The sequence below is a fragment of the Shewanella baltica genome (assembly GCF_900456975.1).
In the GTDB taxonomy this organism is placed as follows: Bacteria; Pseudomonadota; Gammaproteobacteria; order Enterobacterales; family Shewanellaceae; genus Shewanella; species Shewanella baltica.
Map to the genome: position 1 here is coordinate 4,689,298 of NZ_UGYM01000002.1, position 25,802 is coordinate 4,715,099.

Here is a 25,802-nt window from a genome sequence, read left to right on the forward strand (position 1 = left end):
GTATTGCAGGGTGAACACTCCCCCTGCACAGCTAAGCTTACAAGTATTCGGCCGCATCTACGGGCGCTTTTGCCGCTTCGCTCACCTCATAGAATGGCATCACTTTAATGCTCGCCATAGAAGCGATAATCGAGCCGGGGAAGATTTCGACCGCAGTATTAAGCTCTGACACTGCCGAGTTATAGAAACGTCTCGCTGCAGAGATATGCGCTTCGACCTCGTTATAGGTCTGCATCGCCTGCAACATAGTGTTGTCGGACTTGAGCTCGGGATAGTTCTCCACATTCACCATTAAGGCACCCATTTTATCGTTCAACCGCTCAGCCTGAACTAAATGCTCTTTAACGGCACTCGGATCGGCCTTGTTGTAATTATGACTGAGCTGAGTGCGTAATTCGGTGATTTCAGTGAGCAGCGACTTTTCATGATCCATAAATCGTTTGGCGATTTTTAGAATATTAGGCACAAGATCGGCACGTTTGGTTAGCTGTACATCGATACCCGACAGGGCCTCGAGTGCAGTATTGCGCTTTTTGACTAGGCTGACGTACCAAAGATAGGTAACGATAAAAATCAGCGTTAATCCCAATAACAATTTTTCCATCTTCCATCCTTAGGTTTCTTATTCTTGTTAACAGGATACAGCTAATCATAAATGAGTGGAAATTTCACCTATGGCACAGGTTAAGACGATGAAATTATTCGCTGGTCAGAGCTGGCAATGGTGAAAGTGGCTATCTGGAGCTTCAACCACCAGCAAAACTCGCCTCTTTAGGCGGAAAACTGTGATCCGGCACATTAAAAAGCGCAATTAAAATATAAATTTAACGATATTCAGCTCCGATACAGCAAACAAGGTCTATAGTGTATTGGCACAACATTAGAGCATCCAATTTTGCTCGTGAATACTGGACTCCTCGAGAGTCCATTTTTTTATCCCCATTTTGCCCTCATCACTTCTACACAGCCAATCGCAACATTTAAGTTTCAATTAAAACTTAACAATCATACTTTCCGGCTAATTTTTTAACTTTTACCTTAGCTTTCCCCCAGAATACTTGCTGCCAGAGTCATCCCCTCAGCCACCTTATTCGCAGTCGGCCGTTGGCTATGCCTCGCGTCTGTTCTAGGGTCAAAGATAGTGCGCTGCGCAAAGGTTGACATAAAGGAAGAACGATGAGTTTCAATTCCGGCGATATCCCCCCAAAAAAGGCCTCGGAGCCAGATCCACAACATGGCGATATCAGCGCCAGTGGTTGGTTTGTGCGTTTTCTCAATATTGTTGAACGCTTAGGTAATCTTCTCCCCCACCCAATCACCCTATTCGCGCTGTTCTGTGTCGCTGTGGTCGTCATTTCAGGTATCGCGGGTTACTTTGGCCTGACCGTTGTTGACCCAAGACCTATTGGTTCCCACGGCCGCAGTGCCGATGGTTTAATCCATGTGGTAAGCCTAATGAACGCCGAAGGCTTGCGGATGATAGTCTCGCATCTGGTGACTAACTTTACTGGCTTTACGCCGCTTGGCACTGTGCTCGTCGCACTACTCGGCGTCGGGATTGCAGAACGTTCCGGCTTATTATCCGCCGCTATGCGCGCCTTAGTCATGGGCGCCTCAAAGCGATTGGTTACTGTGACCATAGTCTTTGCCGGCATTATGTCCAACACGGCCGCCGAGCTTGGCTATGTGGTGTTAATCCCTATGGCGGCGATGATTTTCCACTCCCTTGGTCGCCATCCTCTGGCCGGTTTAGCCGCCGCCTTTGCGGGGGTTTCAGGAGGCTATAGCGCAAACTTGTTACTGGGTACTGTCGATCCCTTATTATCAGGCATTACCGAAGCTGCGGCGCGCATGATAGATCCTGAGTACAACGTCGGCCCAGAAGTGAACTGGTACTTCATGTTTGTTTCCACCTTTGTGATCACTTTCCTCGGCGCCTTTGTTACCGAGAAAATCGTCGAGCCTAAGTTAGGCAAATACCAAGGTGATGATGCGGATGAAACCGTACTGCAATCGATGGAGAGCGTTAGTGAGATTGAAAAGCGTGGCTTAAAATGGGCGGGGTTATCTATGTTAGTGCTCGCCGTTATCCTAGCGCTTTCAGTCGTCCCCGAAGGTGCGCCGCTGCGTCATCCAGAAACTGGCCTTATCTCAGGTTCGCCCTTCCTTAAGGGTATAGTCGCCTTCATCTTTATTTGTTTTGCCATACCGGGCTTTATTTACGGCAAAATAGTGGGCAGCATCAAAAATGATAAAGATGTCATCAATGCCATGTCCCACAGCATGAGCACTATGGGCATGTATATCGTCCTCGTCTTCTTCGCCGCGCAGTTTGTCGCCTTCTTTAACTGGAGTAATTTAGGCGCGGTACTCGCAGTGTTAGGGGCCGATGGGCTGCAATCTATAGGCTTGACTGGCCCTATTGTGTTCCTGTTCTTTATTATGCTTTGCGGCTTTATCAACTTAATGCTCGGCAGCGCCTCGGCACAGTGGGCCATTACCGCCCCGATTTTCGTGCCTATGCTGATGCTGGTCGGTTATGCGCCCGAAACAATTCAAGCGGCATACCGTATTGGGGACTCGGTGACTAACTTAGTCACGCCTATGATGAGCTACTTTGGTTTGATATTAGCGGTCGCCTGTCGTTACCAGAAAAACCTCGGTATAGGCACGCTGATCGCCACTATGCTGCCGTACACCCTGGTGTTTTTCGTGGGTTGGACAGCATTCTTCTTCCTGTGGGTATTTGGCTTTGGTCTGCCCGTCGGGCCAGGCGCAGCGACTTACTACACGCCTTAACCTCAATAAAAAGGGCGTCGATGATGAAGTCGACACCCTTGCTTTATCGGGTTGAACCACTAAAACCCGTAGATTTAGTCGTATAACCATTCCATCAACATACTGCAAATGAGCAAAAACATACCTAGATTAAACACATAGGTCTGCAGTGTGGATTTTTCTGGCGTGTCCTTGGCTTGCGACACTATTTGGCTCACTGACATAAAAAATAACTGCGGGGTTAACCCCATGCCGACAAATAACACGGCAGCACCGACGCAGCGGGTTAACTCGGGCACAGCAAGCGCCGGCAAGTAAAACGCATATACACCATAGGCCAAAAACGCCAGCGCTATGGTATAGCATATCATTCCCACGATAAGTTGCTTAGTTGCAAGATTACCCCACGAAAACACCATGTCACCCCTACACTCAGCTTAACCAGAACTATTGATGCTATTGGGCGCGCAGTTTATCTCGCTTACGATGAATCTGCACCCACGTAAACCAACCAAATAAAATGCCGCTAATGGGATAAATATAGAGCGCTCTTTGCAGTTCCGCCCAGAATGGATCGCCCAAGATAAAATAATGGATTAAGGCGACCATGAGGGACACCAACATACCCCAGAAAAATACGCCAAAGACTAAAATGACGTACATCTTCCCCTTAGCAAGTAGTGCATCTAGTTTTTGCAATTGCAATGCTGCATCATCCATGTTTCGTCCTCTTAACGGCCTAAGCGCAATATGCCAGAACTCGCGCACAGTGCCTATCCATCTTTATAACTAACAGCATTAAATCGCAAAATTAAATAACAAAAAGCCCCGCAATTGCAGGGCTTTAGTTTAGAAATGACTGAGCTTATTCAGCTGAGTTTGGCTTCTCTTCCTTACCTTTCTTCTCACGCTTACTGAAGATACGCTCCACTATCACGAAGAATAATGGTACGAAGAAGATACCTAGGAAAGTCGAGCTCATCATACCGCCAAGTACCGCAGTACCGATGGCGTTTTGGCTACCAGAACCCACACCCGAGCTAATGGCTAATGGCACAACACCTAAACCAAAGGCAAGAGACGTCATCAGAATAGGACGTAAACGCACACGTACCGCATGCAAGGTCGCCTCGACTAAGCCTGAACCTTTCTCGTAGAACTCTTTCGCGAATTCCACAATCAAGATGGCATTCTTGGTTGCCAAGCCCACTGTGGTTAACAGCCCCACTTGGAAGAACACATCGTTTGGCAAGCCGCGACCGTTCATTGCAACTAAGGCACCGATGATCCCGAGTGGCACCACCAGCACAACAGCAAACGGCACCGACCAGCTCTCATAGAGTGCCGCAAGTACGAGGAACACCACTAAGATCGACAGGGCATACAGCGCAGGCGCTTGGTTACCCGATAGACGCTCTTCGTACGATAAGCCGTTCCACTCAACACCAAAGCCAGGAGGAAGCTGCTTAGCAAGGTCTTCCATAATTTCCATCGCCGCACCGGTACTGAACCCAGGAGCCGTAGCACCCTGAATGTTCATCGACGGTAAGCCGTTAAAGCGCTCTAGACGTGGTGAACCGAATTCCCATGTACCCGTCGCAAAGGCAGAGAATGGCACCATGTCACCCTTGTTGTTACGCACGTACCAAGAGTCTAAGTCTCCTGGCTGCATACGATACTGGGCATCACCTTGCACATACACTTTTTTCACGCGGCCGCGGTCAATAAAGTCATTCACATAAGAACCACCCCAAGCAGTGGCAAGCACACTGTTCACATTAGTGATTTCAATGCCTAACGCGCTTAACTTAGCGTGATCTACATGTAATTGATAAATCGGCGCATCTTCTTGACCGTTAGGACGCACGCCCACCAGATTTGGATTCTGTGCCGCCATGCCCAGCAGTTGGTTACGTGCCGCCACTAACTTCTCGTGACCTTGGCCGTTCTTATCCTGCAAGTACATGTCGAAACCGTTCGCCGTACCCAACTCGATAACCGCAGGAGGCACGAAGGCGAAGACTAAGGCATCTTTCATCTGGCCGAACACACCCATGGCACGACCCGCAATAGACTTCACGTCCATGCCAGGCGCTTCACGCTCAGACCAATCCTTCAAGCCAACGAAGGCGATACCCATGTTTTGCCCTTGACCAGCAAAACTGAAGCCCGCCACGCTAAATACCGATCTCACGCCTTCTTCAGCCATAAAGTGATCAGAAACTTTCTCCAATACTTTTAGGGTGCTTTCTTGGGTTGAGTTAGTCGGCAAAATAGCTTGGGTAAACAAAATACCTTGGTCTTCGTCTGGCAAGAAGGCGGTAGGCATACGGATGAAGATCCAACCCACTGCAATAACCAGCACAACGTAAATCGTCATGACTCTGAAGCTGCGCTTGATGATACCAGCCACGCTCGATTCATAACGATTAGTCAGCTTGTCGAAAGTACGGTTAAACCAACCGAAGAAGCCTGTTTCTATGTGACCATGGCCCTTCTTGACTGGCTTGAGCATAGTCGCACACAGTGCTGGCGTTAAAATCAACGCCACCAGTACAGACAGCGCCATCGCAGAGACGATAGTGATCGAGAACTGACGGTAGATCACACCCGTTGAACCTGACATAAATGCCATAGGTACAAACACAGCGGATAGGGTCAGACCAATACCGACTAAGGCACCGGTAATTTGGTCCATCGACTTACGCGTCGCTTCGAGTGGACTTAAGCCCTCTTCGGACATCACCCGCTCGACGTTTTCCACCACCACAATCGCATCGTCCACCAGCAAACCGATGGCGAGCACCATAGCGAACATGGTTAGGGTGTTAATCGAGAAGCCCGCCATCGATAGAATCGCAAAGGTACCCAGCAATACCACAGGTACCGCAATGGTCGGGATCAAGGTTGCACGGAAGTTTTGCAGGAAGAGGTACATGATAACGAACACAAGTACGATAGCTTCAAGCAAGGTATACACCACACCTTCGATAGATTGCTCTACGAAAGGTGTTGTATCGTATGGATAAACGACTTCTAACCCCTGCGGGAAGAAAGGCTTCATTTCAGCAATTTTTTCACGAACCGCTGATGCGGTATCCAGCGCGTTAGCCCCCGTTGCTAGCTTAATTGCTAACCCTGTTGCAGGTTGACCATTATACAGTGATACCACGGCATAACTTTCAGAACCTAACTCAACTCGCGCCACATCACCGAGGAAGACATTTGCGCCTGAAATATCCGATTTAAGGATAATCTTGCGAAACTCTTCCGCCGTTTGTAAGCGGCTTTGAGCCGATACCGTCGCGTTCAGCTCTTGGCCAGCCACAGATGGCGCGCCACCTAACTGTCCAGCGGAGACTTGAGCGTTTTGAGAACGAATCGCCGCAACAACATCTAAGCTGGTTAAGCTGTATTGAGTCAGCTTCAACGGATCTAGCCATATACGCATCGCATATTGGGCACCGAACAGCCGAATTTCACCTACGCCCGGAACACGGCTCATAGGATCTTGAATGTTCGCACCCACGTAGTCGGCAATATCGCTTTTATCTAACGAACCGTCGGTCGATACGAAGCCTAATACCATTAAGAAGCCTGAACTCGACTTGTTAACGTTAACCCCTTGCGACTGCACTTCTTGCGGTAACAGGGTCATAGCGCCCTGTAACTTGTTCTGAACTTGAACCTGTGCAATATCCGGATCGGCTTCGGCGTTGAAGGTTAAGGTAATAGACGCATTACCAAAACTGTCACTGGTTGAGGAGATATAACGGAGGTTATCGATACCCGTCATACGTTGCTCAATTACCTGAGTTACAGAATCTTCAACGATCTTAGCGGAAGCGCCAGGATAGTTAGCACTGATCACCACGGTAGGTGGTGCAATGTTAGGATATTGAGACACTGGCAGCGAGCGGATCGAGAGGATCCCCGCCAGCATGATAATCAAGGCGATCACCCACGCAAAGATGGGGCGATCAATAAAAAAACGTGCCATAGCTATGCCCTATTGTGCTTGCGTTTCAGAAATAACTTTGGTGGTTACTGGAGCGCCTGGACGAATTTTCTGTAATCCTTCCACAATTAACTTATCGCCCACAGCTAAACCAGAAGTGACTCGCCATTGGTTGTTAATCACTTCAGCGGTCGTTACAGTTTTCGATTCAACGACACCTTGGTCATTTACAACCATAGCCACTGCTTGACCCTTAGAGTTACGCGTGATGGCTTTTTGTGGAACCAAGATAGCCTGTGGATCAGTACCCGCATTCAACATGGCGCGAACATACATACCAGGTAACAAGATACCTTCAGGGTTCGGGAACTCGGCGCGCAGAATCACAGATCCAGTGTTTTCATCCACACTCACTTCGGCGAACTGCAACTTACCGAGATGGCTGTATTGAGTGCCATCTTCGAGCAACAACTGCACATCAGCATTTTCTGAAGCTTGTAGCTTACCTTGCTGCAACTTAGCTTTAAGACGTAACAACTGCGCACTCGATTGCGCGATATCCACATTGATAGGATCAAGTTGTTGAATCGTCGCCAGCGTTTGGCTTTGGTTCGCTGTCACTAACGCACCCGCAGTCACACTCGATTTACCGATACGACCAGAGATAGGCGCTAATACTTCAGTGTATTGCAGGTTGATTTTAGCTGTGTTAATCGCAGCTTCTGCCACGGTGACATTCGCTAATGCTTCTTTATATGCCGCTTCAGCTTCATCAAATTCTTGCTTACTGATGGCATTGGTTTTCACCAGTTGCTGATAACGTGCAGCCTTAGCTTTTGCTGAGGCTAAACCCGCATTGGCTCTGGCTAAATCGGCATTGGCACTCACTAACGCGGCTTTATAAGTTGCAGAGTCAATTTGATACAAGGATTCACCCTGTTTCACATTGCCACCTTCAACAAAACTACGCTTAGTGATAATACCGCTCACCTGTGGACGAACTTCGGCCTCGAGGAAAGCTTTACTGCGTCCTGGTAACTCCACCTGAATCACTTGTGGCTGGGCAACAACATTAAGGATTCCCACTTCCATACTACGTGGGCCAGCGCCCGCCTGAGCTTTCTCTTCTTGAGGGCTGCAAGCTGCCATCCATAACGCCACGCTTATAACTGAGGCAAGTTTAATTGTCTGCCGCATGAGAACTCCTTCAAATATTAACTGCCCACATACCAGTACACTTATTGCGCTGACACGAGCCGTAATTGTAACTAAAATCAAATCCGTTATTTATCTCATAGCCTATATGAATCAACAAGGAAGATAACGAAACTAAATTGTAAACTAATGAAAATTTTCACTCATTCGGCATTACTATATTCATCGAATTGTTATTCGATTTAAAAAGCCTGTTAACTTTGGGTAACATTGTTAGAGGGATATGCCGTAAAACACCCAATAAGCCTACTCCATATTGAATATGTTGCAAATCTGTTCATATTCTAAACTTGCCATAGGCCAAGGCCCACAGCTCAATAGCGTTAGCTTAACCGCCACTTGTTGCAATAATTTGTACATAGAGACGAAAACGCAGCACTGTTGTTTTTACTCAGGCCACTCTCAGCATCAAGTCGCTAAAAACGACCTATCAAGACTGACAATACCGAAAGAGAGTAAGCAAGGAATTGGCTTCAGACTGCCTGCGCGTAAAAAGCATCATTTAGCGGATTAATGTGCAGTTTGTTACCTCAGACATATGGCCGAAATACGGCGCCAATGGTTTGAGTCAAACCCACAACAATAAAAGTAACCGTCTCAAATTATACTGAGCGGGTTATTTTAGTGGTTAGCCATAGGCGGAGCAAACCCGAAATCCAGTTTAATACCCCATTAAATGAAACTCAGACTCCCACAATTAACACTTCTTTAATGACGAATATTGCTTACAAAGCTAAAAATTCCTCGCTTAAAAACGCATTTGTTCATATTCATTCACATATTTTCGTGATTGGTTCATTCCAAGCATCACGGCTATTCACAAGTTATTTTTACGATAATGGTGCGCTAACAACTCCCAATAATTTGAAATAATTTTGAGATGATGATTATGAAGACTCGCACTAAATTTCTGCTCAGTGGGGCGTTACTTTCCCTTGCTATGACTGCTCAAGCGGCCGATGACAACCAGCTCTTTGGCGGTACGATTAATGCCAATGTTAACTTTGCCTCCGATTATGTGTTCCGCGGTGAATCTGAAACCTTAGACGGCGATATCCCCGTAGTGCAAGGCACCTTAAGCTGGAATCACAATGAAGGTTGGTATGCTGGGGTATTTAGCTCCAACATTAAGTTTGCCGATCCTAATTTAGAGATCGTTACCGCGCCTTTTATCGGCAAAGCCGGTGAATTTGGCGACTCAGGATTTACCTATGATGTGATGCTGTTTTCATACCTCTACCCAGGTGCATCCTATTCAAACTACACAGAACTCTGGCTCAAAGTGGGCAAACAGTTTGGCCGCGCCAATTTACAATTAGAAGTCACACCCACAGTCGATGACTGGTTTGGTGTCGATGGCTGGCACGGCGTGAACTACGCCTTGCACCCAAGCTACAACTTCGATAATGGCGTAAAAATCTCAGGCTCTGTCGGTTATCAAGACTTGAGCGGTGAAGGTGCCGAAGGTTGGGGACACTGGAACTTAGGTCTAAGCAAAGTATTCTACGGGTTGAATTTTGATGTCCGTTACCACGGCAGCACAGTCGATACCGACCATAAGGTCTATGGCACTCAGACTGAAATCTTCGATGACAGATTTGTCGTGGGTATCAGCAAAAGTTTCTAAGTGTAGTTCGTCGCGTTACCCGCGCATCCGCTGCTTCCCTGCGGCACTCCAGAGGCTTGATGAATAGAGCCTTGACCAGCCCACGCGGCTGGTCTTTTTTATGTCGCGCTTAAAAATACTAAATCTAAACATCCTAAATTCGGTTATCCCCCACGCTACAAGCCAATATGCGGCTGATATCAGCTAAGCAACGACCCGATTCCTGTTGCCACTGATTAAATACAGCTTGGACTTGTTTAAGCGCCGTCTGCGACGTAAAACCCGCATCGACTAACTTGTGTGCTTTAAAATAACCTTGCACATCATCGGTTAACAAAAAGGTATCTTTGCCAATGCCGCGCAGAAAATAAGGACCTGTGTTGCCGCCCAGTCGGGTACCGCGTTTCTTTAACAGTGCCCACAAACCGATAATATCCTGCGTCGGCCAAGCGGCGATCAGCTGCGCCAAGCTGCCATGTTCGCGAGCAATATCGTGGATCATTAAGGCGTTGTCATAAATGGCTTGGGTCTTTTTTAGATGGCGGATCAGCGTAGCATCACTCGCCCGCGCTTGAATTTGTTCAGGGGATAACATCAACACTTTATGCGGTTCAAACCCGAAGAATGACTTCTCATATTCAGGCCATTTATTAACAACCACCCGCCATACAAAACCACTTTGAAACACCTGACGGCTCATCGCTGACAATAATTCAGCATCACGATACTGGCGAATTTCATCATCGGACAGGCAACCAGACAACAAGGCTTCGAGTCCCGCAGCCCCGCCTTTGCGCTCACTGGCTCTGGCATAAATAGATGAAAAACGCTCTAACTGGCTCATATTATTACCTTTAAAATGATTAAATCCCGACACTTTTAATATGTCGTTAATAATACCGATTTTTATCCTTGATGGATCATTTGGCTTTGCCGCTAAAAATTGTGTTTATCCCTGCATTTTTTAGAAAAACTCTTACAGCAAGCACCTTAATTACGACTAAAGTTAAGGCGTAAAGTCAGTAAAATTCAGGGTTTGGAGTTAGTGCCTATGGAGCTTTTTTATCACCCCTTATCTCGCTATTCACAAAAGGTGCTGATCGCACTTTATGAAAAGCAGGCCAATTTCTATCCCAGAATCATAGATCTGCGCGACCCTTTTTCACGCAAGGAATTTCACCAAACCTATCCGCAGGCGAGAGTTCCCCTGCTAAAAACCAACGATGAGCTGCTTGTTCCCGAATCCAGCATTATTATTGAATACTTAGATAGGCATTTTAATAACAGTACCCAGCTGCTGCCCCAAGAACCGCAACGCAACTTACAGGTGCGTTTGTTCGATCGCATCATAGACAATGATATTAATAACCCATTATTTCAATTAGAAAAGTTGAAGCATACCGAGGACAGTAACGAGTTCGAAATCAAACAATTAGAGAAACAACTACTGGTACAATTTCAACGCTTAGACACGCAACTCACGCAACACCATTGGGTTTGTGGCGACAGTTTTACCTTAGCCGACTGCGCCCTAATCCCTTGTTTAAGTTATAGCTTTCAACACTTAAATCTGTTGGATTTGGATGAAATCGTACGCTATTGGCAGCAGGCACAATTGCGTGGCGCTTGGATGTTAGTACAAGAAGAGGTGTTGCTGGCTGAAATGGAGGAAACGGCGGGAATAAGAGGCATACCTTAGCGGGGTAAGTCATGCCTCAACAAGATCACATATTGCGTTCTTTCTTCAACTGCAAAAACGCTTTCCACTTCACGACTTCTGGCGGCAACTCAGGTGCAGCATCGGTATAACCCGCCTCTTTCACTAACACATCTAGCGGCACTTGCTTACCTTTGCACACGAACACGCCGCGCACATGCACGATACAATGCAGGCCACGTTCGCTCACAAAGCGTTGTTCAATATAGAAATATTTCTCATCCCAACCGACGACTTTGGTTTCAATTTCAAAGGTTTTTAGCGGCTTGATATCGCGAATATAGGTAAACTCGGCGGCGTTAACTATCGGCATCCACTTCAACTTTAAGAAACGTTTCAGCAGACCCATCTCAGCCAACATATAAGTCCGCGCCAGATCCATAAACGCGGGATAGCGGGAGTTAGTCAGATGGAAATTGATATCGCAATCACTCGGTAAAGCACGATACGTGATACGGCTTGTCCCTAAAAAATCGATCTTACGGCAGTGACGCGTGCGCCAAAATAACAACCAAAACAAACGAAAATACAGATTCATAACGAGTCGCCCTTGGAATAAGAGCCACAGGCTAACAGAGGTCATACCACAGGGCAAGCGGGATCTATGTCACAAAAAAGGCGTCAGATGACGCCTTTTTATCCTTTAGCAAAACTAAATGCTCAGAGAAAATCAGCCCGTTATAATGGGCTGATTTATCAAGGCGAACAATTGCTTATCTAGCTTATGCAGCAATGCCTGAATGTCTTAACAGGGCATCGATATTCGGCTCACGTCCCATAAACTGTTTGAACAAGTCCATAGGTTCGGCTGAGCCACCCATTTCGAGGATATTGTGCAGGAAACGACGACCCGTTTCAGGGTTGAAAATTCCTTCCTCTTCGAAGCGGGAAAACGCATCCGCCGACAGCACTTCTGCCCATTTATAGCTGTAATAACCCGCAGCATAACCGCCCGCAAAAATGTGGGCAAAACCATGTTGGAAACGGTTAAAGTCTGGCGGCGTTAATACGGCTACCTGACGACGCACTTCGTCTAAGGTTTCTTGAATGCGCGCGCCTTTAGCGGGGTCGTATTCGTGGTGCATTCTAAAATCGAACAACGAGAACTCAAGTTGGCGCAGCATCATCATGCCAGATTGGAAGTTTTTCGCCGCCAGCATCTTATCTAACAAGGCTTTAGGTAATGGCTCGCCCGTTTCGAAGTGACCTGAAATTTCGGCTAAGGCTTCTTCCTGCCAGCACCAGTTTTCCATAAATTGGCTCGGTAACTCGACCGCATCCCAAGGCACACCATTGATACCCGACACGCCTGCAACATCGATTTTGGTCAGCATGTGGTGGATACCATGGCCAAATTCGTGGAACAGGGTCGTCACTTCATCGTGAGTGAATAGCGCAGGTTTGCCATCGACCGGTCCATTAAAGTTACAGGTCAAATAGGCCACTGGCTTTTGCAATCCATCGGCGGTTTGACGGCGCACGCGGCAGTCATCCATCCAAGCACCGCCACGTTTACCTGTGCGGGCATATAAGTCGAGGTAAAAACTGCCTCTGTGTTCGTCAGTTTCGTCGAAAATATCGAAGAAACGCACGTCTTTATGCCAACGATCAAGGTCTTTTTGCTCAACGATTTTAAGGCCGAACAAACGCGATACTGTGTAGAACAAGCCCGAGAGCACTTTATCTTCAGGGAAGTACGGACGCAGGATTTCCTGTGAAATCTCATACTTATGCTGCTGCAACTTCTCGGCATAGAAACTTAAGTCCCAAGATGCCATTTCGCTCACGCCATATTCCGTCTCAGCAAAAGCTCTCAGCTCGGCCACTTCTGCCTTAGCTTGATCCTTTGAGCGCAGCGCTAACTCATTTAAAAATGCCATCACCTGCGCCGGCGTTTCAGCCATTTTCGGCGCTAGGGATTTGTCGGCAAAACTGTCAAAACCGAGTAACAATGCCAGTTCGTGGCGCAGCGCTAGGATTTCGTCCATCAGCGGGCTGTTATCAAACTCGCCAGCATTAGGGCCTTGATCCGAGGCGCGCGTAACGAAGGCGCGGTAACACTCTTCCCGAAGACTGCGGTTTTCGCTGTAAGTCATGACAGGTAAATAAGAAGGGAAATCTAAGGTAAACAACCAACCGTCTAACTCACGCGCATCGGCCATTGCCTTAGCGGCGGCTTTGGCAGACTCTGGCAGGCCAGCAAGTTCCGCTTCATCCGTGATTAACTTGGTCCAAGCTTGAGTCGCATCCAGTAATTGATTCGAAAAGCCACTGGTGAGTTCAGAAAGACGTTTTACCATTTCGCCATAACGCACTTTTTGCGCGTCATCTAAACCAATACCCGATAGTTCAAAATCGCGCAGGCTGTGTTCAATCACCCTTTGCTGGGCTTGGCTTAACTGTGTAAATTCATTCGATGTACGCAGGGCTTTATAGGCTTGATACAAACCTTGGTGTTGACCAACATAGGTGCCGTATTCCGACAATAGCGGCAAACAAGCATCATGAGCAGCGCGCCATTCATCGGTGCTGGTCACTGAATTCATGTGAGAAACGGGCGACCAAATTTGGCTCAGTTCATCGTCAACCTGTTCTAGTGGCGCGACCAAGTTGTCCCAAGTGTAAGGACCTTGATTCTGCAGCACTTCATCAATCTTTGTGCGGCACTGAGCAATGGCATGCTCAACGGCAACTTGAATATGTTCCGGTTTAATCTGTGAAAAAAGCGGTAATTTTGCGCCGCTAAGCAAAGGGTTGCTCATATTGACTCCTCAACAATCTGTATCACTTATAGATAAGGGCTAACAGGCTATTTATCAAGGCGAGAAAACCGATTGCCCCCTTCGAACGCCTTGCTAACGCGATTTCTGCTTAAAAAAAGTGAACTCGTTCGCATTTAGCATTTACGCTTAATGTACCTAAGCATTATTGTCGGCCTGATCGCAAATCGAATCAATTCTCATTAACACTTATCTATGGAGAAGGTATTCTCGCCCTAACAAACGCATTTCTACCTAAATCAGCAAAAATATGGCAACACACTCAGTAAAACTGATGGCGAGCATCCTCTGCACTTTAGGCATCAACGGCTTGAGTGACAACGCATTCGCCAATGAGAGCCTAGAAAGCATCGAGAGCATTTCAAGCGCAGGATTGCCCAGCCAGAATAGCCAAGCAATGGCTGTGACACTGGATTTAGGTTGGGACAGTCAATACGTCTCACAGGGTCGTAATAATCTGCAAGATGGCGGCATCTATTGGCTGAATACCGCAGTCCAGCAAGACAATATCACCGCCTACGCTTTAGTTGGCCGCGGCGATAGCCAAGCCTACACTGAGTGGAATATCGGCCTTGAATATGGGTTCGACGTGGCCGAAAACCTAGAGGCTAATGTGGGATATCAACGCATTGAAGGCTACAGCAATAGCCGTTGCCACGATAACGAGCTATTTGCCGAACTCGCTTACACAGCTGAACCTTGGCTAGTACCATCGGCAAGTTATGTCTATTCCACCGAGGCTGCGGGTTACTTTGTTGAAGTGAGTTTACACAGTTATTGGCATGTCACAGATCAGCTCAGCCTCACGCCATACATCACTCAAGGGTTTGATTTTAAATACCGCACAGAAGAACACGATGGCCGCAATAACTTGCAATTTGGCCTCGAAGCCAGTTATCAGCTGTCATCCTACATTAGTATCGATGGTCACATCAGCTACAGCATTGCCCAAGGTGATATTGAGCAAGAAGCGATGGCGAATGGCGATATGAACTCGCAAGATGAAACCTATGCCGGCATCCACTTTGCGATGACGTTTTAACTCCATTCTTAGCGCCGTGTTTTTTAGCTCAGTGTTTTGTAGCGCCGTATTACAACCTTCCTCTGTCAATTTATCCCGCTCCATTTGGCAAAATAACGCTCACTAACTACACTCAAAACGTCGACGGAACGACTCACCATTCATATCGATTTTGCCGAGGAACAGGGAATGTTAGCCCAGCACTTTTATCTCATCCGCACCGCCGTTATTGCCTTACTTCTGCTTTTTCTCCCAGTCATATACTCGGCTGACGCACGGCAATTACTTGAACTTGAGCCTGAATCTGAACCGAGTCTGGAGTCCTTATCGCAATCGACACAAACCGCGCCTTTGCCCCTAGGCACCTTGCTCGACAGTGAGGGCAAACCGATTAATCTGCCTAACCAAGAGCAAAGCAGTTTCGAGTATTCGGCTCCCACTCTCACGCCAACCGAGCCATCCAAAACCACTAAATCAACTAAAGCCACGCAATCGACCAAAGCCGCTAAGAGTAAAAAACTCAGCCGCAAGCAACAACTTGCCAGCCGTGAACACGTAGCAAATGATCCCAACTGTCGCTGGCTCGATAAACGTATGGATCAGTTAGAAGCGCAACTCGGCGGCAAACAAGATAATGCCGCTACGCATCAAGCCGACGAACTCAGCGCCCGCCAAAAGGAATGGCAATGTTTGAAATGTGGCGCAGAAGGTCCCGCTCAAAACGACCACTCTAATTGCCAATATCGCCGCTAGACGGCGACCCGATGAACAGCTAGTGCCCAGTTCGGGTAAGTGTAAAGTTCGGGATCTTTTTCAGTTAAAGTACGGTCTCATGCGTTAGTCATGCAATGGGCTGGTCTGTTATCGCAAACACCCCTACAATGACCTTCTGCTGTAAAGCATCTCATCCTTGAAGTAAGACGGAGAAACTCATGGCTCAACATTTTGACTATATCTGCCTAGGCGCAGGCAGCGGCGGTATCGCCTCAGCAAACCGAGCAGCAATGCGTGGCGCTAAGGTTCTACTCATCGAAGCCAAACACGTAGGTGGCACCTGTGTAAACGTAGGCTGTGTGCCGAAAAAAGTCATGTGGTATGGCGCCCATGTTGCCGAAGCGATGAACCTTTACGCCAAAGATTATGGTTTCGACGTCACTGTTAATAAATTCGATTGGAATACCTTGGTCGAGAACCGCGAAGCCTACATTGGCCGCATTCATGATGCCTACGGCCGTGGTTTTGCCAACAACAAAGTGACCCTGTTAAATGGCTACGGCCGTTTTGTCGATGGCAACACTATTGAAGTGGACGGCGAACATTACACCGCCGATAACATCCTTATCGCCACTGGCGGCGCGCCGACTATTCCGAACATTCCTGGTGCTGAATACGGTATCGACTCCGATGGTTTCTTCGCCCTACGCGAGCAACCTAAGCGCGTTGCCGTTGTAGGTGCAGGCTATATCGCCGTCGAAGTCGCTGGCGTGTTACACGCTCTAGGCAGTGAAACTCACTTATTAGTACGTAAACATGCGCCGCTGCGTAACTTTGACCCCATCTTAGTCGACGCCCTCGTTGAGGCCATGGCGACCGAAGGTCCAACACTGCACACCCATAGCGTGCCCAAGGCAGTGGTTAAAAATGCCGATGACAGCCTGACACTGAGCTTAGAAAATGGTGAAAGCATTACAGTCGATTGCTTGATTTGGGCAATTGGCCGTTCACCTGCGACGGGCAATATCGGCTTAGAAAACACCGAAGTGCAAGTAGATAGCAAAGGCTATGTCATCACTGACGAGCAACAAAATACCACTCACAAAGGGATTTACTGTGTCGGTGACATTATGGCGGGCGGCGTAGAGCTCACCCCTGTTGCGGTTAAAGCGGGCCGTTTGTTATCCGAGCGTTTATTTAACGGCATGACAGATGCCAAAATGGATTACAAGCTGATCCCAACCGTCGTGTTCAGCCATCCACCAATCGGTACTATGGGCTTGACCGAACCAGAAGCCCGTACCCAATACGGCGATGATAACGTTAAAGTGTATACCTCGACGTTTACCTCAATGTACACCGCCGTAACTGCCCATCGCCAAGCCTGTAAGATGAAGTTAGTCTGCGCAGGCAAGGACGAAAAAGTCGTCGGTATTCATGGTATTGGTTTTGGTATGGACGAAATCCTCCAAGGTTTCGGCGTCGCTATGAAAATGGGCGCAACTAAGGCTGATTTCGATGCGGTTGTTGCTATCCACCCAACGGGCGCCGAAGAATTCGTTACTATGAAGGGTTAGTGTAGAAACTTAACTTACACACGTTCAGAAATCTGGAAAAACAATCTACACCACCTACACTTTTATATAATCAGTGAAGGTGGTGTTACTTTCTAGGTGGATTAATGGCACAAATAATACTCTCAAGTGATGTTTATAAGAGCACAGAATTAATGCGTAGTGATGGCGGTACTTACAGCTGTCAACCTTCTAATGATAATATCGGCCCCGTACCAACCCTCTTTTCTCATCACGGCATTTTTCTTCACGAACCCAACAGCTATCTTTTTTATCTTAAAGCTATAAAGAAAGCGAAAGATCTCAGTCCATGTAGCCGAGCATTACTCAAATACTATCAATTTCTAGAGGATGAAAAATTAGATTGGAATTACTTTCCTCCCATAAAAAGGCTTAAGCCCACCTATCAATTTCGCTCTTACTTGCTTAAATCAATCAAGCTTGGGGAGTTGGCACATAGCACTGCAAACGCATACATGAACCACGTTAAGAACTTTTATCTGTGGACCATACACGAAAGATATTTAAAAGTTCAGAATGAACAGGAAGCGCCGTTCAAACTAGAGTTTATTCAGATACAAAATCAAGGAATGCTGGCTCATATTAGGCCAACATTTACAGTTCAAACTAGTGATCTAAGAATAAATGTCCCCAAAGACAACTACTCAAAGAATATTCGCCCCCTTTCACCACTGAGTCGAGACTCAATCGAATTATTAATTACATTTCTCCCAAAAGTATCCGAAGAATTAAGACTGCAACTTCTTCTCTCTCTAGATAGTGGTTTGCGTATTGAAGAAGTCAGTACATTGACTTTAGATGCGTTAAAAACGGCGACGGCAATCTCTGAAAGTCAGCATCGTTTTGAATTGACTTTATGCCCTAAAAATACAGGCGTTCAGACCAAATACGGCAAAAGGCGACGTATTGAAATCTCTATTTATTTACTAGAAGCACTGCGTGTGTATCAAATTTCTGAGCGCAGACTTAATCGCTTAGATAAGTTGTATTACAAAATAAATCAACTTACTGATGGTAAGTTATCACTTCACCATGACCTAATAGCGGTGCTCGAACGATGTCAACGCCACGAACCCTTGTTCATCAGCCAACAAGGCAACCCAATGACGAGAGAATCAATAGAGTCCAGATGGATTGAATTAAGGGCATTGATTCAACAACAAGACAGAGACTTCAAACATCGATTTCACGATTTAAGAGCAACTTATGCTACCTACCGTTTAAGTGATTTGCTTAATGCTAAGTTAGGCACAATCGAGTCGTTGGAACTACTTATGGGATGGATGGGGCACAAAGATGAAAGCACCACTTGGAAATACTTACGATACCTCCAGCGAAAAGAAGTTTTTAAGATGAAATTTGGCATACTAGATACCATCATGCATGAGGCTTTGGGAGTTGATAATGAGTAATAACAACTATTTAAATAGTTGGGATGGCAATCTGCTCTTCCATATGAATGATGACTATACACCAAGATGTGACTTCAATCGTATGCTCTATAAAGGATGCCCAAACACCAAGTATATTCAACAAGGAAACACCGTTGAATATGCGCATCGATATGAAATAATTTTTCAGTTCAAAGAGCGATTTGAAGAAAAAATGAAAGAAGGTTGCTCCCATGCCACACTTAGTCTTTCGTACATCAAGCTAATGTCGTTCCTTAAATGGTGTGACACAAGAGAAATAGAAGCATTTTCAAAACAGTCGCTTGAAGCGTATATGGCATACCAATTTGAGAGGGTAAGGTTGGGTTTATTAAAAGCAACCTCATATTCGCAAATAATCACTAAAATGGGGAAGATATTTAACGACTATCTTGATTACCCTAGCGATTGGTTGATAGCCATACCGACAATAAGAAGAGGAGATAACGAACCTTTTGAAGCTTATAGTCGAAGCGATTTAAAGCAAATGTTACCGTTTTTGCGTAAATTATTTAATCAAACGGCTGATCAGTTTCTTGAAAACCCAAAAAAGTACATGGATGCTCACAAAAATCAGTGTACTGCGATCTTTATCTGGCAAGGCCATGAATACATACTTAAAGCGACAATAACTAAAATGATGTGCTCTGCTCTGTTTTTGCTTAGCTACTACACCTACTCGAATACCAGTACACTTTTTAAGCTCAAACGTCCCAAAAACAATTCAGTGTCGATAAGTAAACAGTGGTACCAAATGCCGGCATTTAAGCGTCGAAGCTTCAAAATAGTTCATGTTGAAATGGGAGAACATGACTATCTTGATATACCAAAATACAGTTTAACTTTATTTGATAAATTACTGGAGGTTTCAAAGGTATTAGATAGTTCCGATGATGCATTATTGTTTCAAACTATTTCCAATAATACCTTGACACCCATCAAACCTAACACACTTCAAGCCTTCAACGGTATATGGTTGGAAAAGCATTTTGTTTTTATCGACCAAACAGGCAGAAAACTGCGACCAGTAGTGAGTCGTTTTCGCGAAACCGGAGCTCAACTAACCGCAGTGCATCAAGGTGAGCTGGCTAATAATATAACTCTTGGTAATAGCCCTATAACCCGTAGTAAACATTACTCAAAGGGCAATACGCACAGTAATAATGGAATGATGCAAGATGTACTGTCTATCAGGCAAGAGCAGGTACAAACTAAGCAAAGCGTTAAATCAGCTCAACTAGCACTAAGGATAGAAGTGCTGACGATTGAAGAAGAATTTAAAGCTAACTACCCTATGCTATCACGAACTCCAAATGGTGGAAGTTGCACGAATCCTTTTAGCGAAAAGTCTGACACCTATAATCGAAAAGCAAAACAGCTGATGTCATTAAAAGATGGCGAGAAACTAGCATGTGCAGAACTTTTAAAATGCTTTGGTTGCCCACATCAAGTTATCGTCCAATCAGTCAGTGATATTTGGTGTTTACTCTCATTTAAAACCTGTATTGAGGAATCAATATACCAACATCTGGATATCCACCATTATCGTCAAAATTTTGAAAGTGTAATCTCATTCATTCGAGAAAATATTCTGCCAAAAATAAAAAAAGATATTCTAAAAAAAGCGGAAAAATTAATTGATGACAATGGGCTACATCCTCTATGGCAGGATACTAACATTATCCTACCAATGATACCAACTATACCGATGTGGTCGGTTACGGAGTAGGAAAATGCATAATCAAAATCTATATCCCGATGATTTCCCAGAAAAATACAAATTTGAGAACATTGATTTAATTGAACTTTTCCATCAAAAAAAATGGGATAAACTCAATAATATTGTTATTTGTCGTGATAAAACGGGAAAGGTCACTGCGCGTTTTAGTGACAGCGAATGGGATCTAACCCCATATGATAGAAACCATAACGGGAAAAATAGTTTTAATTTTAAAGGATTGGATAACGAACTTGAATTACAAATTGAGTTTAAGCTCATAGCGTATGGTTTGCTTTTCCATAAAAGTAGGAGAGGTCCGGCACCTAAGTTCTCAACTGTAGTGAGTAATATTTCACGACTAAAAACAGTTTATACATATCTAAAAATAGCAAAACAAAAATCAATCAGCCACTTATCAAATAAAAGGTCATTTGAAGCATTTAAATCATTTTTATTAACAAAAAACTCAAGTCAAAGAAATTTGCAAAACTTATTCATTGCATTAAATAACGTAATAAGACTTGAACCTTGGCTAAAATATCCATTAGGCTTTAGCGAAAAACTATCTGTAATCGCTTTATCTAAGAGTTTGAGCAATAGAGAGCTTCAGCAAACACTGGCCATCCCTGAACAATTAAGTAATGCTATCTATGGAAAAGCTATTGAGTTAATCCAAAACGCACTACCACATAAAGATATAATTAGTAACACAGAGAACCTACTGCAAACTAACTATCTGAATGGCAAAAAGATTATAGATGAAAAAATAAAATATGGAGCTAGATTTACCTGGACTGACGCTAACGGCAATATAATTAATAGCCAGAAATATGCAAATATCATTGCCTACTATCAACCTTTACGGACTAAAGAAATTATTTCCCCACTGTCTAATCAAATAAATGGCATACAAATTAATAGTGGTATTGAGTTTCGTGCTTATATTGGACAATTAATTACCGCATGCTTCATTATTTGTGGTGGATTTTCAGGTATGCGCGAATCTGAACTAGATAAACTTACACCTAACAGTTACTACATAGACAACGTTGATGGACGTGACTTCCATATGCTTCAGTCAAGTACTTTTAAACTAGGTGAAAAGCGAGAAACATGGATAACGGCCCCAATTACAAAACAAGCAATCGAACTAGTATCAACATTGACAAGGACATGGAGATCTCAAATAGAATATCCGGACAGTCGTTATATAAATACCCTCTGGTGCATTCAAAAAGCTCGTTCAATACCACCAGTTCTGATCAAAAAATGGGGATTGAGATTACGCATTTTCTGCATAAAATTCAATTTCTTGGTAACAAGAGAAGATTATCAAGAGTGTATTGAATCGAATCCTAGTTCACTAGTTAAAATTAAAGAAATCGTGACCATTGGTCAACCTTGGCCTCTAGCTCCTCACCAACTTCGGCGTTCGCTAGCATTTTACGCTACCAAACACAGGCTAGCCACAAAAGTAGCTTTAAAACAGCAGTTTAAGCATTTATATCTAGCAATGGCAGAGTGGTATTCCAACGGAGGACAATTAGCCAGCATGAGAAATTTAACCGTTGATAATGAGATACAACAAGCTCTGAATGCGGTTAATGCGGAAATGACAGCAAGCAAAATCTTTAAGCAATGGCATTCAAATGAGCCACTTTCAGGGTCTCATGGCAAAGCCATTGTAAAAATGAGAGGAGATATTCCACACATATACAGCACATGGGACACCATATATCGAGCAGTACTGAAAGGTACACTAACACTTCACGGTACAGCGCATAGTTACTGTAAAAACGGTTACGATTGTGATATGGATGGCATTGTAATGCCCCAATTCTGTGTTGATTGTGCTGGTCATGGGAGCATCATCGACAAAGATCAGGCCTTGTGGTGGCAGAAAAAGCACCTAAGCTTAGTTACTTACATGGAATTTGGTGAAGATATATCTGTAAGCGAACGTAGTCACTTCATTACTCAAATCAGAGCAGCAGAAAACGTCATGAAAGACTTTGATATGCCTTTTATACCTTTTGAACCGGAATTAAAGGTAACTGAATTATGAGTAAAAGCGAAAATACATTATTGATGTTAGAGGCAGCACTAGATCGTATTTCACAGGGGAAACCCAAGCGCATTCCAGCTACACGAAAGCTAAGTGTGAGAGCTGTTGAAGAAGAAGCGAATCTAGGCAATGGTAGTGGTTATTACTACCCTGAATTTGTTGAAAAAGTTAAGCAGGTCAAAACTGAAATTGCGGCAGGCAAAGGTGAAAGAGTACAACCAGAGATACAGAATGTACGCCTTAAACTCAATGAACAGAAACGTATTAAGCAAAACTACAAAGAGAAGTACGAAGCGGTAAGAGAACAACTAGCTAACTTTGCTGCAGCACAGCATCACCTCAATGATAAGTTAGTACAATCTTTAGCAAGAATTGAGGAATTAGAGTTTGAGAATTCGAACCTAAAAGAAAAGGTCACAGAGCTTAACAGAAGTAAGATTGTGCCAATTAAATGAGCTGACTTTTAACTTAGATCATTTCAAAGTGAGGTATTGTAACATTAGTAGATCTTGGTCTACTAGACCGTGAGATAAGATACAAATAATAGCAGCCATACGTCAGCTAAAAACGAATGCGAAATGGCTGTTTTTTTGTACGCAAACCAGACTAGGCAAGTCTGGTCCACTAGCTCACTTGGGGACAAAAGCGTGCTATGTTTTGCGCGAAATCATCTCCATTTCGGATAAACAAAAATAATCCCAAACGCTGAGTCGTGAGCAACTTAAGGATGTAACGCTTGGCTTGAGGCATTACCTTTACACCATTTACCGCTGTTGGGCTGCTTTTTAAACGCGCACATGCTATCCCATCGACCACTTATGCCACTGTATTGACGACGAAACTCTTTGGCTGACGTGAGCCACGCATCGGGTGCAATGCCTAATTCATTGAGTTGTTTCGGCCGTTGATTATCGATATAGCCTTTCTTATCAAGGCGGATGGCGCGACCCGTCTAATCAATCAGTTCGAGATAATCGGCAAAATGAAACGGAATGCCCGCTTGCTCATTCAGGTGTGCTGCGCCATCGAATTGGACGAGAGACTTGTGGTAAATATGAGTTTCATTGGTTGCGGAGTCAGTTTGTAGCGTTGAGATAGCTAATGGGCGATTGGGTGAATTGAGCGAGTTAATTCGCTCCTGAATCGATGTAAAATCAGAGAATTGCAAAGAATCGGCAATACCCGCTCTGATTGGATTTAAATCGACATACATCATACACGCGAGCAGGGCTTGTTCATCTAACAGCGCTTGCGATTTAAATCGGCCTTCCCAAAAGCACCTTTGCACTCATCTTCACGATTGGCCTTGCGGGCAATTTCTTCATTTAAACAACGCATAAACCAAGAAATACTGCTTAATTGCTCATGCCACTCGGTAATTAAGCCATCGAGTAATATGTGTTCACCGCCGATTAAAGCATCACCATTCATATACTTAGTAGCAATTGCATGGCCTTTAGTGATTTGGCACCAACGGCTGATAATATCTTTTTGCGTTAACGATTTGGCCTTATCGACATCTATTTTAAGCACTAAATGATAGTGATTGTTCATCACCGCGTAGGCGCAAATATCGATACAAAATATCGCAGACAAGGCTTTGATTTTATCAACTATCCAGCCACGTCGATGCTCGTAACTGCGCCCCGAAAGCTTATCCTCACCGCACAAAAAGGCCCTTCTAACACAGTGAGTTATCACATGATAGAAGGGCGTTGTATTGGCATCAATTAGCTGTCTTCTGGCCGAAGTCATTGCAAACTCCACACAGACAAAATCAGAGTGATTTAAAGCCTAGTTGAAGAGTCTGAAAAACAAAAAGATATACCTGTACCTGCTATTTTCCTGTATTTTACGGTAGCTCGACGAATCTTCTATTTCTGTATATCTCAGTTAATTTTTCATTATCAAACCTTAATTCGACAATATCCATAGAACTAGCATTTAAATAAAAAACCCATCTATCACTTTTTTTAAACTCTTCACCAGAGTTTTTATGAAAATATGGCTCAATAAAAACATCGAATCCTTTATCTGTAACAAGAAGTTTAGAAGCACTTTCTGAAACCTTGACAAGGATAAAAACTTTGTCGCCTGAACTTTTGATTTCGGAAAAGAATTTACCTAGATTATTATAAACCTTACTCTTATCATCTCCAATAGATAGTCCATATTTCTGACCTCCTTTAATAGACTCCTCGCCGTAATAATAAAAAATAAATACAGCAAGTATTAGTAACAATAAAGTAGATAATTTTAATGCTTTCATAGTGAAGTTTCCTACAGCTCATATTTAATTTAACTCTTCATCGAGTTTACGTGAATCAAGTCTACCTGATACCCGAAAAACCGGAGGTGAATTACCAACGTTCACCATTGAAGATTGATTATGTCCCGGCTGCCATCCTCCAGTTGGTACATTGGCTGTTCCCCCATCCGCTGCATGTGCGACAGCACCTGCAGCGGAATTACTATTAACTGAGCCAGTAAAAAGACTAGGTACGTATTTGTAATTCCTATTTTCTTGAACTGTACGAGCCAAGAAACTCACATCACTATCTGAAGCATCTATTGCCCTGAAAGCAACGCCACTGTTTCCTTCGAAACTTAAAGATTGCCATGCTGAACTATCGTCTTCCCAAGTTCGAGCTGCACCTCCTGAATTTACGTGATTAACTAATCCCATTTTTCCACTTTCAAGAGGACCCCAAGAGTATACTTTGGCATTTGGATCACCAAGATATTTTGCGTGAGAGACAATAAAGTTGTGATTTCCTATTGGAGATCCTTTTAACGCTCGACTAACAAGAAAACTATCTCTGCCATCTGGGTCAATGTATTTATACGGATTGTTATTTGCATAACTATATCGGTTGAAATTGTGAACATTATCAAACCCAACCGGATCATTCGAATAAAACCGACCTATCAGTGGATCATAATATCGTGCCTGCATATAGGTCAGGCCCAAGTCTTTATCTTGCAGATGACCTGTATACCCAATGCCTTCTTTATCGCCACCCATGCGCTTACCAAATGGTTCATACTGGCTGCGACTGATAATATTACCCGACTCATCCGATTCTGATACGACCGACCCTAACATATCTGTGTGCTGGTAACGCACGCTTGCTGCTTGAACTGGGAGCGCAAAGAGCATTAATGCACATATCACATTTATCCATTTCATAAAATTAGCCTTC

20 protein-coding genes and 1 pseudogene are annotated in these 25,802 nt (G+C 44.6%); 10 read left to right on the forward strand and 11 right to left on the reverse strand.

Features of this window, described 5'->3' with window-relative positions:
* Positions 1–37 precede the first annotated feature (37 nt).
* Positions 38–604, reverse strand: coding sequence for a LemA family protein (locus DYH48_RS20965; RefSeq protein WP_006079455.1), 567 nt, complete (start codon positions 602–604; stop codon positions 38–40).
* 572 nt (positions 605–1,176) lie between these two features.
* On the opposite strand from DYH48_RS20965, the gene DYH48_RS20970 reads away from it, so the two are divergent.
* Positions 1,177–2,799 (forward strand): AbgT family transporter, encoded by a 1,623-nt coding sequence (locus DYH48_RS20970; RefSeq protein WP_012588902.1) that lies wholly within the window; start codon positions 1,177–1,179, stop codon positions 2,797–2,799.
* A gap of 74 nt (positions 2,800–2,873) precedes the next feature.
* Here DYH48_RS20970 and DYH48_RS20975 read toward each other — a convergent pair whose 3' ends face one another.
* The 4 genes from DYH48_RS20975 to DYH48_RS20990 all read right to left on the reverse strand — a co-directional run bounded on the left by DYH48_RS20975 (position 2,874) and on the right by DYH48_RS20990 (position 7,933).
* Entirely contained in the window at positions 2,874–3,197 is a 324-nt protein-coding gene (locus tag DYH48_RS20975) for a hypothetical protein (RefSeq protein ID WP_115335838.1), read from the reverse strand.
* A gap of 37 nt (positions 3,198–3,234) precedes the next feature.
* Positions 3,235–3,498 (reverse strand): hypothetical protein, encoded by a 264-nt coding sequence (locus tag DYH48_RS20980; RefSeq protein ID WP_006079452.1) that lies wholly within the window; start codon positions 3,496–3,498, stop codon positions 3,235–3,237.
* A 145-nt stretch (positions 3,499–3,643) separates the two neighbouring features.
* Positions 3,644–6,778 (reverse strand): efflux RND transporter permease subunit, encoded by a 3,135-nt coding sequence (locus DYH48_RS20985; RefSeq protein ID WP_115335839.1) that lies wholly within the window; start codon positions 6,776–6,778, stop codon positions 3,644–3,646.
* A 9-nt stretch (positions 6,779–6,787) separates the two neighbouring features.
* A complete protein-coding gene (locus DYH48_RS20990) occupies positions 6,788–7,933 on the reverse strand; it encodes an efflux RND transporter periplasmic adaptor subunit (protein ID WP_115335840.1) in 1,146 nt (381 codons plus the stop codon).
* An 898-nt stretch (positions 7,934–8,831) separates the two neighbouring features.
* Here DYH48_RS20990 and DYH48_RS20995 point away from each other — a divergent pair.
* Positions 8,832–9,578 (forward strand): TorF family putative porin, encoded by a 747-nt coding sequence (locus tag DYH48_RS20995; RefSeq protein WP_011845425.1) that lies wholly within the window; start codon positions 8,832–8,834, stop codon positions 9,576–9,578.
* Positions 9,579–9,711: 133 nt separating this feature from the next.
* On the opposite strand, the gene DYH48_RS21000 is transcribed toward DYH48_RS20995, so the two are convergent.
* A complete protein-coding gene (locus tag DYH48_RS21000) occupies positions 9,712–10,401 on the reverse strand; it encodes a DNA-3-methyladenine glycosylase I (protein ID WP_115335841.1) in 690 nt (229 codons plus the stop codon).
* Positions 10,402–10,608: 207 nt separating this feature from the next.
* Between DYH48_RS21000 and DYH48_RS21005 the strand changes: the two genes are divergently transcribed.
* Positions 10,609–11,256 (forward strand): glutathione S-transferase family protein, encoded by a 648-nt coding sequence (locus DYH48_RS21005; protein ID WP_115335842.1) that lies wholly within the window; start codon positions 10,609–10,611, stop codon positions 11,254–11,256.
* A gap of 25 nt (positions 11,257–11,281) precedes the next feature.
* Here the strand turns inward: DYH48_RS21005 and DYH48_RS21010 are convergent, their stop codons facing one another.
* Both DYH48_RS21010 and prlC read right to left on the reverse strand, forming a co-directional pair.
* Positions 11,282–11,812: a thioesterase family protein gene (locus DYH48_RS21010; RefSeq protein ID WP_006079446.1), complete on the reverse strand. Its 531-nt coding sequence runs from the start codon at positions 11,810–11,812 to the stop codon at positions 11,282–11,284.
* Positions 11,813–11,996: 184 nt separating this feature from the next.
* Positions 11,997–14,036, reverse strand: coding sequence for an oligopeptidase A (gene prlC / locus DYH48_RS21015; RefSeq protein WP_115335843.1), 2,040 nt, complete (start codon positions 14,034–14,036; stop codon positions 11,997–11,999).
* 268 nt (positions 14,037–14,304) lie between these two features.
* On the opposite strand from prlC, the gene DYH48_RS21020 reads away from it, so the two are divergent.
* The 7 genes from DYH48_RS21020 (at position 14,305) to DYH48_RS21050 (ending at position 23,054) form a co-directional block, all read left to right on the forward strand.
* Positions 14,305–15,096, forward strand: a complete 792-nt coding sequence (locus tag DYH48_RS21020; protein ID WP_115335844.1) for a hypothetical protein — start codon at positions 14,305–14,307, stop codon at positions 15,094–15,096.
* Between the two features lie 168 nt (positions 15,097–15,264).
* Positions 15,265–15,828, forward strand: a complete 564-nt coding sequence (locus DYH48_RS21025; RefSeq protein ID WP_115335845.1) for a hypothetical protein — start codon at positions 15,265–15,267, stop codon at positions 15,826–15,828.
* 179 nt (positions 15,829–16,007) lie between these two features.
* On the forward strand, positions 16,008–17,366 hold the full coding sequence (gene gorA, locus DYH48_RS21030) for a glutathione-disulfide reductase (protein WP_115335846.1): 1,359 nt from the start codon (positions 16,008–16,010) through the stop codon (positions 17,364–17,366).
* 104 nt (positions 17,367–17,470) lie between these two features.
* A complete protein-coding gene (locus tag DYH48_RS21035) occupies positions 17,471–18,796 on the forward strand; it encodes a tyrosine-type recombinase/integrase (protein ID WP_006084673.1) in 1,326 nt (441 codons plus the stop codon).
* Complete coding sequence (locus DYH48_RS21040) at positions 18,789–20,543, forward strand: hypothetical protein (RefSeq protein ID WP_012090611.1); 1,755 nt, start codon at positions 18,789–18,791, stop codon at positions 20,541–20,543. The genes DYH48_RS21035 and DYH48_RS21040 overlap by 8 nt, the downstream gene beginning before the upstream one ends.
* A gap of 4 nt (positions 20,544–20,547) precedes the next feature.
* A complete protein-coding gene (locus DYH48_RS21045; RefSeq protein WP_006084675.1) occupies positions 20,548–22,599 on the forward strand; it encodes a hypothetical protein in 2,052 nt (683 codons plus the stop codon).
* Positions 22,596–23,054, forward strand: coding sequence for a hypothetical protein (locus DYH48_RS21050; protein WP_006084676.1), 459 nt, complete (start codon positions 22,596–22,598; stop codon positions 23,052–23,054). Before DYH48_RS21045 ends, DYH48_RS21050 begins: the two co-directional genes overlap by 4 nt.
* A gap of 266 nt (positions 23,055–23,320) precedes the next feature.
* Here DYH48_RS21050 and DYH48_RS21055 read toward each other — a convergent pair.
* The 3 genes and pseudogenes from DYH48_RS21055 to DYH48_RS21065 form a co-directional block, all read right to left on the reverse strand.
* Positions 23,321–24,354 (reverse strand): annotated as a pseudogene (locus DYH48_RS21055) (transposase).
* Between the two features lie 97 nt (positions 24,355–24,451).
* Positions 24,452–24,868 (reverse strand): hypothetical protein, encoded by a 417-nt coding sequence (locus DYH48_RS21060; protein WP_006084679.1) that lies wholly within the window; start codon positions 24,866–24,868, stop codon positions 24,452–24,454.
* A 24-nt stretch (positions 24,869–24,892) separates the two neighbouring features.
* Positions 24,893–25,789 carry an RHS repeat domain-containing protein gene (locus tag DYH48_RS21065; RefSeq protein WP_006084680.1) on the reverse strand — a complete coding sequence of 299 codons (897 nt, stop codon included), beginning with the start codon at positions 25,787–25,789 and terminating at the stop codon, positions 24,893–24,895.
* Between the last annotated feature and the right edge of the window lie 13 nt (positions 25,790–25,802).

Bases quoted from the DNA above. Each gene is read 5' to 3' on its own strand.
- DYH48_RS20965 (WP_006079455.1), bottom strand. From the start codon at position 604: ATGGAAAAATTGTTATTGGGATTAACGCTGATTTTTATCGTTACCTAT.
- DYH48_RS20970 (WP_012588902.1), top strand. From the start codon at position 1,177: ATGAGTTTCAATTCCGGCGATATCCCCCCAAAAAAGGCCTCGGAGCCA.
- DYH48_RS20975 (WP_115335838.1), bottom strand. From the start codon at position 3,197: ATGGTGTTTTCGTGGGGTAATCTTGCAACTAAGCAACTTATCGTGGGA.
- DYH48_RS20980 (WP_006079452.1), bottom strand. From the start codon at position 3,498: ATGGATGATGCAGCATTGCAATTGCAAAAACTAGATGCACTACTTGCT.
- DYH48_RS20985 (WP_115335839.1), bottom strand. From the start codon at position 6,778: ATGGCACGTTTTTTTATTGATCGCCCCATCTTTGCGTGGGTGATCGCC.
- DYH48_RS20990 (WP_115335840.1), bottom strand. From the start codon at position 7,933: ATGCGGCAGACAATTAAACTTGCCTCAGTTATAAGCGTGGCGTTATGG.
- DYH48_RS20995 (WP_011845425.1), top strand. From the start codon at position 8,832: ATGATGATTATGAAGACTCGCACTAAATTTCTGCTCAGTGGGGCGTTA.
- DYH48_RS21000 (WP_115335841.1), bottom strand. From the start codon at position 10,401: ATGAGCCAGTTAGAGCGTTTTTCATCTATTTATGCCAGAGCCAGTGAG.
- DYH48_RS21005 (WP_115335842.1), top strand. From the start codon at position 10,609: ATGGAGCTTTTTTATCACCCCTTATCTCGCTATTCACAAAAGGTGCTG.
- DYH48_RS21010 (WP_006079446.1), bottom strand. From the start codon at position 11,812: ATGAATCTGTATTTTCGTTTGTTTTGGTTGTTATTTTGGCGCACGCGT.
- prlC (WP_115335843.1), bottom strand. From the start codon at position 14,036: ATGAGCAACCCTTTGCTTAGCGGCGCAAAATTACCGCTTTTTTCACAG.
- DYH48_RS21020 (WP_115335844.1), top strand. From the start codon at position 14,305: ATGGCAACACACTCAGTAAAACTGATGGCGAGCATCCTCTGCACTTTA.
- DYH48_RS21025 (WP_115335845.1), top strand. From the start codon at position 15,265: ATGTTAGCCCAGCACTTTTATCTCATCCGCACCGCCGTTATTGCCTTA.
- gorA (WP_115335846.1), top strand. From the start codon at position 16,008: ATGGCTCAACATTTTGACTATATCTGCCTAGGCGCAGGCAGCGGCGGT.
- DYH48_RS21035 (WP_006084673.1), top strand. From the start codon at position 17,471: ATGGCACAAATAATACTCTCAAGTGATGTTTATAAGAGCACAGAATTA.
- DYH48_RS21040 (WP_012090611.1), top strand. From the start codon at position 18,789: ATGAGTAATAACAACTATTTAAATAGTTGGGATGGCAATCTGCTCTTC.
- DYH48_RS21045 (WP_006084675.1), top strand. From the start codon at position 20,548: ATGCATAATCAAAATCTATATCCCGATGATTTCCCAGAAAAATACAAA.
- DYH48_RS21050 (WP_006084676.1), top strand. From the start codon at position 22,596: ATGAGTAAAAGCGAAAATACATTATTGATGTTAGAGGCAGCACTAGAT.
- DYH48_RS21060 (WP_006084679.1), bottom strand. From the start codon at position 24,868: ATGAAAGCATTAAAATTATCTACTTTATTGTTACTAATACTTGCTGTA.
- DYH48_RS21065 (WP_006084680.1), bottom strand. From the start codon at position 25,789: ATGAAATGGATAAATGTGATATGTGCATTAATGCTCTTTGCGCTCCCA.